This is a genomic window from Fibrobacter sp., assembly GCA_012523595.1.
GTDB lineage: Bacteria > Fibrobacterota > Chitinivibrionia > Chitinivibrionales > Chitinispirillaceae > JAAYIG01.
This window is the reverse complement of sequence record JAAYIG010000033.1, coordinates 1-5,389: the sequence shown is the minus strand read 5'-3', so window position 1 is coordinate 5,389 and position 5,389 is coordinate 1. Positions and strand designations below refer to the sequence as shown.

6 protein-coding genes are annotated in these 5,389 nt (G+C 45.2%); all 6 read right to left on the bottom strand.

Features of this window, described 5'->3' with window-relative positions:
- A partial coding sequence (locus GX089_01580) for a tryptophan--tRNA ligase (protein NLP01164.1) occupies positions 1–485 on the bottom strand: 485 nt, incomplete at its 3' end.
- 37 nt (positions 486–522) lie between these two features.
- Positions 523–1,371: a hypothetical protein gene (locus tag GX089_01575; protein ID NLP01163.1), complete on the bottom strand. Its 849-nt coding sequence runs from the start codon at positions 1,369–1,371 to the stop codon at positions 523–525.
- Positions 1,372–1,373: 2 nt separating this feature from the next.
- Complete coding sequence (locus GX089_01570) at positions 1,374–2,306, bottom strand: tetratricopeptide repeat protein (protein NLP01162.1); 933 nt, start codon at positions 2,304–2,306, stop codon at positions 1,374–1,376.
- An 84-nt stretch (positions 2,307–2,390) separates the two neighbouring features.
- A complete protein-coding gene (gene msrB / locus GX089_01565; GenBank protein ID NLP01161.1) occupies positions 2,391–2,837 on the bottom strand; it encodes a peptide-methionine (R)-S-oxide reductase MsrB in 447 nt (148 codons plus the stop codon).
- Between the two features lie 12 nt (positions 2,838–2,849).
- Positions 2,850–3,011, bottom strand: coding sequence for a hypothetical protein (locus GX089_01560; GenBank protein NLP01160.1), 162 nt, complete (start codon positions 3,009–3,011; stop codon positions 2,850–2,852).
- A 77-nt stretch (positions 3,012–3,088) separates the two neighbouring features.
- A partial coding sequence (locus tag GX089_01555; protein ID NLP01159.1) for a PAS domain S-box protein occupies positions 3,089–5,389 on the bottom strand: 2,301 nt, incomplete at its 5' end.

Genomic DNA, 5,389 nt, shown 5'->3' with positions numbered 1-5,389 from the left:
GAGTTGAATTTAATCGCAAGATCCCTGGCAATCTCAAGATGCTGCTTCTGGTCTTTTCCCACAGGTACTCTGTTTGCCTGATAAGCAAGAATGTCCGCAGCCATTAGAACCGGATAGGAAAAAAGACCATTGTTGGCCGGTAACCCCCTGGCCAGAGCATCCTTATAGGCATGGCTGCGCCCAAGAAGACCAACCGGAGTGATATTGTTCAGGTACCATGTGATCTCAGCAACTTCAGGCACATCAGACTGAACCCAGAAAACCGATTTTTCCGGATCGATTCCAAGGGAAAGAAGATCTATGACAACATCATTTGTATACCGGATCATCTTTTCGCGGTCGTAAATCGATGTCAGGCTGTGAAGGTTTGCGACAAAGCAGAATAGTTCTCCCTTTTCCTGCGATTCCACCATGGGGCGTATCATACCAAGGTAATTTCCTATATGGATAATACCTGAAGGCTTTATACCTGATAAAATCCGCACCTGTTGCTCCTTCACGGGTTAGACGGAGATACTTTATTCAGATCTGAAAAACAAATCTGAAAAGAATGCCGGAGAGAAAATAACAAACAAGAGAGAAAAAACCGTAGTAAAAGTACCCGTCTCGGCCATTATCGGAAATAGAAGAATCCTTTACAGAAGCGCCACTGGATGACATATGATTCAAGTGCCAGTCACAGACAGCGTAAGCACAGACAGGAAAGAAAAGCCCGATAACTGCCCAAAACAACTGCCTTACCATATCCATTCCCCAGAACTCTTCCGCTATCAGAAAATTTGCCGCGAAAACAAGAAATGAGAAGCCAATCAGGGGAAAGAAAGCATCAAGTGACCGCCTGTATGCTTTCATGTAAACAGCACTGTTTCCTTCCGCTTTCCTGAAACCGGTAAGATCCAGAGCAGAGGCTTTCCCGAATGCCTCCAGATTTTTTCTCAATGTCTCAAGAAAAATATCGAGTTCCTCAAGGTATAGAGGTACTTTTATAGAACCGTCATTTGAGTATAGAACCAGAAATCCTCTTGAAGGAAATGTCTTGACAAGCTTAATTCTGAGAACATCGGTAAAGCGGATCAGTGAGATCTTGTAAGGACTCTTCCTGATAATGCGGTCATCCGTGATTATGTACTCTACCCTGCGAAGTTCTCTCTTAAAAAAGAACAGAAAAAACAGAAGAGCCGCGATTGTGGAGTTTACGTAGATCGCAGCCCTGAGAGCAGAACCGATGACTATACCATAAGTGACAAAGGAGAGCAGTGAAGGAATCCATGAAAGGACAAATACTCCAGCCACAACTGCTGTAATAATGACCTCTGTGTATAAAAACCTTCTTTGGAGCCTGAATATTTTCCGGGTGTCAGTATTCATCATAATTACTTTCCTCTTTCATGTGCTATCCGGATATTTTCAAGCCCGGCTATGCCTCCTGAATGCCCTTTATTCTTTGCTGCGGTATAAAAATACTCTGCCTGGCTGTAAAGCTGATGCCGGAAAGAGAGATTGCCTGCAAGAAGGACAAGCTCGATGAAATCCGGAAAGAGCTCAACCCCCCTGGTGGCCTCCTCGATGGCAACCATGTCATTTCCCTTTTTCTCCAGAAGAAGCACAATTTTATAAATGATCCACTTGTTGCTGCTGTCTTTTTCAAAAGATGATTTAAGGTAATAAAGGGCTTTATCCAAATCCCCCTTTGCCTCATAAAGTTCTGCTAAAAACATACTAACCTTCTGCTCGTTTTTGCCCCACTCCCGGAAAGAGGAGAGCCACCTTATCGCTTCGTCGATGTCATTCAGCTCCCGGTAAATCTCGGCTAAAGCAAGATACGATTCCTCATTTTCCGGGTAAAGCTCTGAAATCTTCTCAAAAGTGGTAACTGCTTCCGGATATGACTGCAACCTCCTGTAGGATGCGGCCAGGATAAGCAGTGCCTTCTGGTCATCGGGAGAGATTTCAAGAGCACGCCTGAGAGCTGCAATACACTCTCCGAAATCCTCAAGTGTGTAGTATGCAATTGCCAGGTTAAGGTGAGCACGGAAAAAATCAGGAGCATGACTCAACATCGCCCTGTAGTAGACTATACTCTGAGGAATACTGTCGAGCTGAAAGTATGCATTTCCCAGATTGAAATTGCAGATCACCTCATTTTCACCCTCCTCAATTGCTTTTTTGTAAAGACGTATGGCGTCGGAATACTTCTGCTGGTTGTAAAGGCTGTTTGCCTGGTCTAGGCTGGAAGCAGAAACAGATACTGAAAGCAGAAGCAGCGAAAGATTCAATGCGATGCAGGTAATAGACGTACGCGCCATCAAATATCAACTTTTTTATAGGGAGAGGGATCTTTTTAGATAGAAATTACATTTTGCGACCGGCAGCCTGGGAGATGCGGGTGATTACTCGAAGAGTTTTTTATACTCCCCATATCCCTCTTTTTCGAGCAGCTCTTTTGGTATAAAGCGCAGTGATGCAGAATTGATACAGTATCGTAAGCCGGTTGGCTGCGGCCCATCATTGAACAGATGCCCCAGATGAGAATGGGCATGCTTGCTTTTCAGCTCGATGCGTCTCATTCCCAGACTCTCATCGACAGATTCGCTGAAATTCTGAGGAACAAGAGGCCGGCTGAAACTGGGCCATCCGGTGCCGGAATCGAATTTGTCAGTGGAACTGAAAAGGGGTTCCCCGCTTACCACATCCACATAAATTCCCTCCCGCTTATTGTCCCAGTACTCATTTCTGAACGGCGGTTCAGTGCTGCACTGTTGTGTTACCCGGTATTGATCTGGTGTCAATTTCTTCCGCAGTTCCTCATCCGAGGGCTTTCTGTATCCTTCAGCCATTCTCTTCTCCCCTCACTGTTTCACTTCTCTGTCTGCCCTTTTCTTTTCGCAGTCAGGACAGATCGCCCCTTTGTAACTGGGATCGTGTGGCGGAGCCTTGTAAGGACGATACCAGTAACCCCTTACTTCAATTTTACCACAGATAACACATTCTTGCTGAGTCAAAGTTTTCATGATTTGTCCTTGAAAAAAACTTGTTTATTAAGAATCAAAGACTGTGCCAATAACCCTTGATTCAAAACTGGAGAAACCTATGACAGAGTGAAATAGAAAACCGCTCCCTTATTCATTTCTCCATGGGCCCAGATCCTCCCTCCGTGCCGACGGATCACCCGCATGACAATAGGAAGACCAATCCCGGTTCCGCTGTATTCTTTCTCTGAATGGAGCCTCTGGAAAGGGGCAAAGAGTTTTTCCGATTTTTGCATATCGAAACCTGCACCGTTGTCTTTTACAAAGTAAACAGTCTCATTTTCCTGTTCAAAAACACCGAATTCTATTATGGTTTTATCTTTCCTTGATGTAAATTTCCAGGCATTCCGGAGCAGATTCTCAAGTGCAAGATAAACAAGTCTGGAGTCGGCATAAGCCGTTATATTTTCCTGGATCTTGAATTCTGCTCTGCGTTGAGGTTCGGAACGCCTGAGGTCCTCAAGAAACTCACTGACCATTTTACTCATATCTATCCTGGAGCGAATCAACTCCTTACGTGAAATACGGGAAAGCTGCAGCATATCCCCGATAATGCCGTTCATTTTTCTGATACCTGACTGGATAGTTTTAAGGTATTCCCTGCCTTGGGCATCAAACAATGATTCATAATCCTCTTTGAGCAAGCTGATAAAACCGCCTATAGTGCTCAGAGGCGATCTCAGATCATGTGAAACAGAGTATGAGAAGGACTCCAGCTCCTTGTTTGCAAACTCCAGGTCAGTTGCCCGTTTCTGTAACTCGCTGTTGAGCGTCTTTATCCGCTCCTCAGCTTCCAGGCGATCAGAAAGATCGATTCCTGTTGCAATAATGTGGGTAATGTTGCCTTCCTTGTCAGTCAATACGGAATTTCTCCATCGTATAAAGCGCTCTTTTCCGGAACGGGTCCGGATAAAGTTTTCGTATTCCACCGGTACTGTCCGATCATGTGACTCTGCTAACCTTTTCAACCATCGTTCCTTTTCCCCGGGAAGCAGCAGTTCCCATATATGGTGTCCCTTTGTATCTGAGGCAGAAAGGCCGGTGACCAATTCATAGGTTTTGTTGAATTTCAGCACATTTCCATCTTTGTCAAGTAATGCGACCATCGCCCCCTGAGCGTCAAATATGGCATTTATAAAATTTCGCTGATCCCTGAGTTGCTCCTGGGTCAGAATCAGATCTGTTATATCGTTTATGTTCATGACAGCGTAAGTCGCATTTTCACTGTTTATGCTGAAAGTGGTGCCGGAAAGCATTGCATACCGGATTTCACCCGTCTCCCTGATCTTAACACACATTACCTCCCTGGAAACAGTCTCTCCTCTGAGAACTCTTGTTATAGGATGTCTGTCGGAGGGCACAGCTTTTCCATCCTGGCTTCTCAGTTCAAAATAGGATGACAGCGATGAATAGTGCTTATGAATCAGGTCAGGGGGAATGTGAAGAAATCTGAAAGCGGCAGGGTTGATCTCCAGCAGTTTTCCGTCAGGACCTATCGTTATAAGGCTCTCAATCACCGAATTGACTATTGTCCTGAACCAGACAGTAAGAAATTCCTGGCATTTACGGTTTTCCACCAGATCTGTGATATTAACAGCGACCACAAGAATCTGCTCCACTCTTCCGCTTTCAGCTGTAACCGGAACATAGTCTAAATTCCAGTAGGTTGTTTTTTGATCAATTGTCAGTGGAATCTCCTTTTCGGAAACAGCCCTCCTTTCCCTGTATGATATGTTGATCTGCTCCATTTTGCGGGATCTGATCAGATCGGGGAGAAAAGGAGAGTCTTCTCCTTTATCCAGCCTGCTTTTCATCAACATCGAACGGAAAAAGGAGTTGACAAACTCAAGGTCCATCCTGTCGGTGCGGATTACAGCGATTCCAGCAGGCACTATCTCTATAAGTGTCTCAAGAAACGCCCTCTGCCTGCGGTTCTGGGAAAGCAGCCGTTCCTGAACCTTCTGGGTATGCTTGCGGGCGGAAATATCTACCCACATCAGAATGCCGCCGACTCTTATCCCTTGATTGTCAATTAAAGGACTGGCATTGAACAGAGCCGTTACTTTGTCCCCCTTCTGATTCCTTAAGATCCATTCCTCATTGGAAGTAACTACCCCTTTCCTTACTGCAAGACAGAGTGGATGATTGTCACAGCTTGCAGGCTCCTGTGTATCCGATTTTACAGGTGCAATTCTGCTTCCCTCTTTGTGTAACAACCAGGTATGCTCTCCCAGCTGCTCCCGGTTGAACCGGGAGGTCATTTTTATCTGCAGATCAGAATCTGCTATTACTACCCCCAGAGGAATATGCTCCAGCATCGCATCCAGAATTCTTTTACTCTCCTCAGCTTCCCTTGTCCT

What these genes read in the sequence shown, in the direction of transcription:
- GX089_01575 (NLP01163.1), bottom strand. Translation starts at nt 1,371, where the DNA reads ATGATGAATACTGACACCCGGAAAATATTCAGGCTCCAAAGAAGGTTT.
- GX089_01570 (NLP01162.1), bottom strand. Translation starts at nt 2,306, where the DNA reads ATGGCGCGTACGTCTATTACCTGCATCGCATTGAATCTTTCGCTGCTT.
- msrB (NLP01161.1), bottom strand. Translation starts at nt 2,837, where the DNA reads ATGGCTGAAGGATACAGAAAGCCCTCGGATGAGGAACTGCGGAAGAAA.
- GX089_01560 (NLP01160.1), bottom strand. Translation starts at nt 3,011, where the DNA reads ATGAAAACTTTGACTCAGCAAGAATGTGTTATCTGTGGTAAAATTGAA.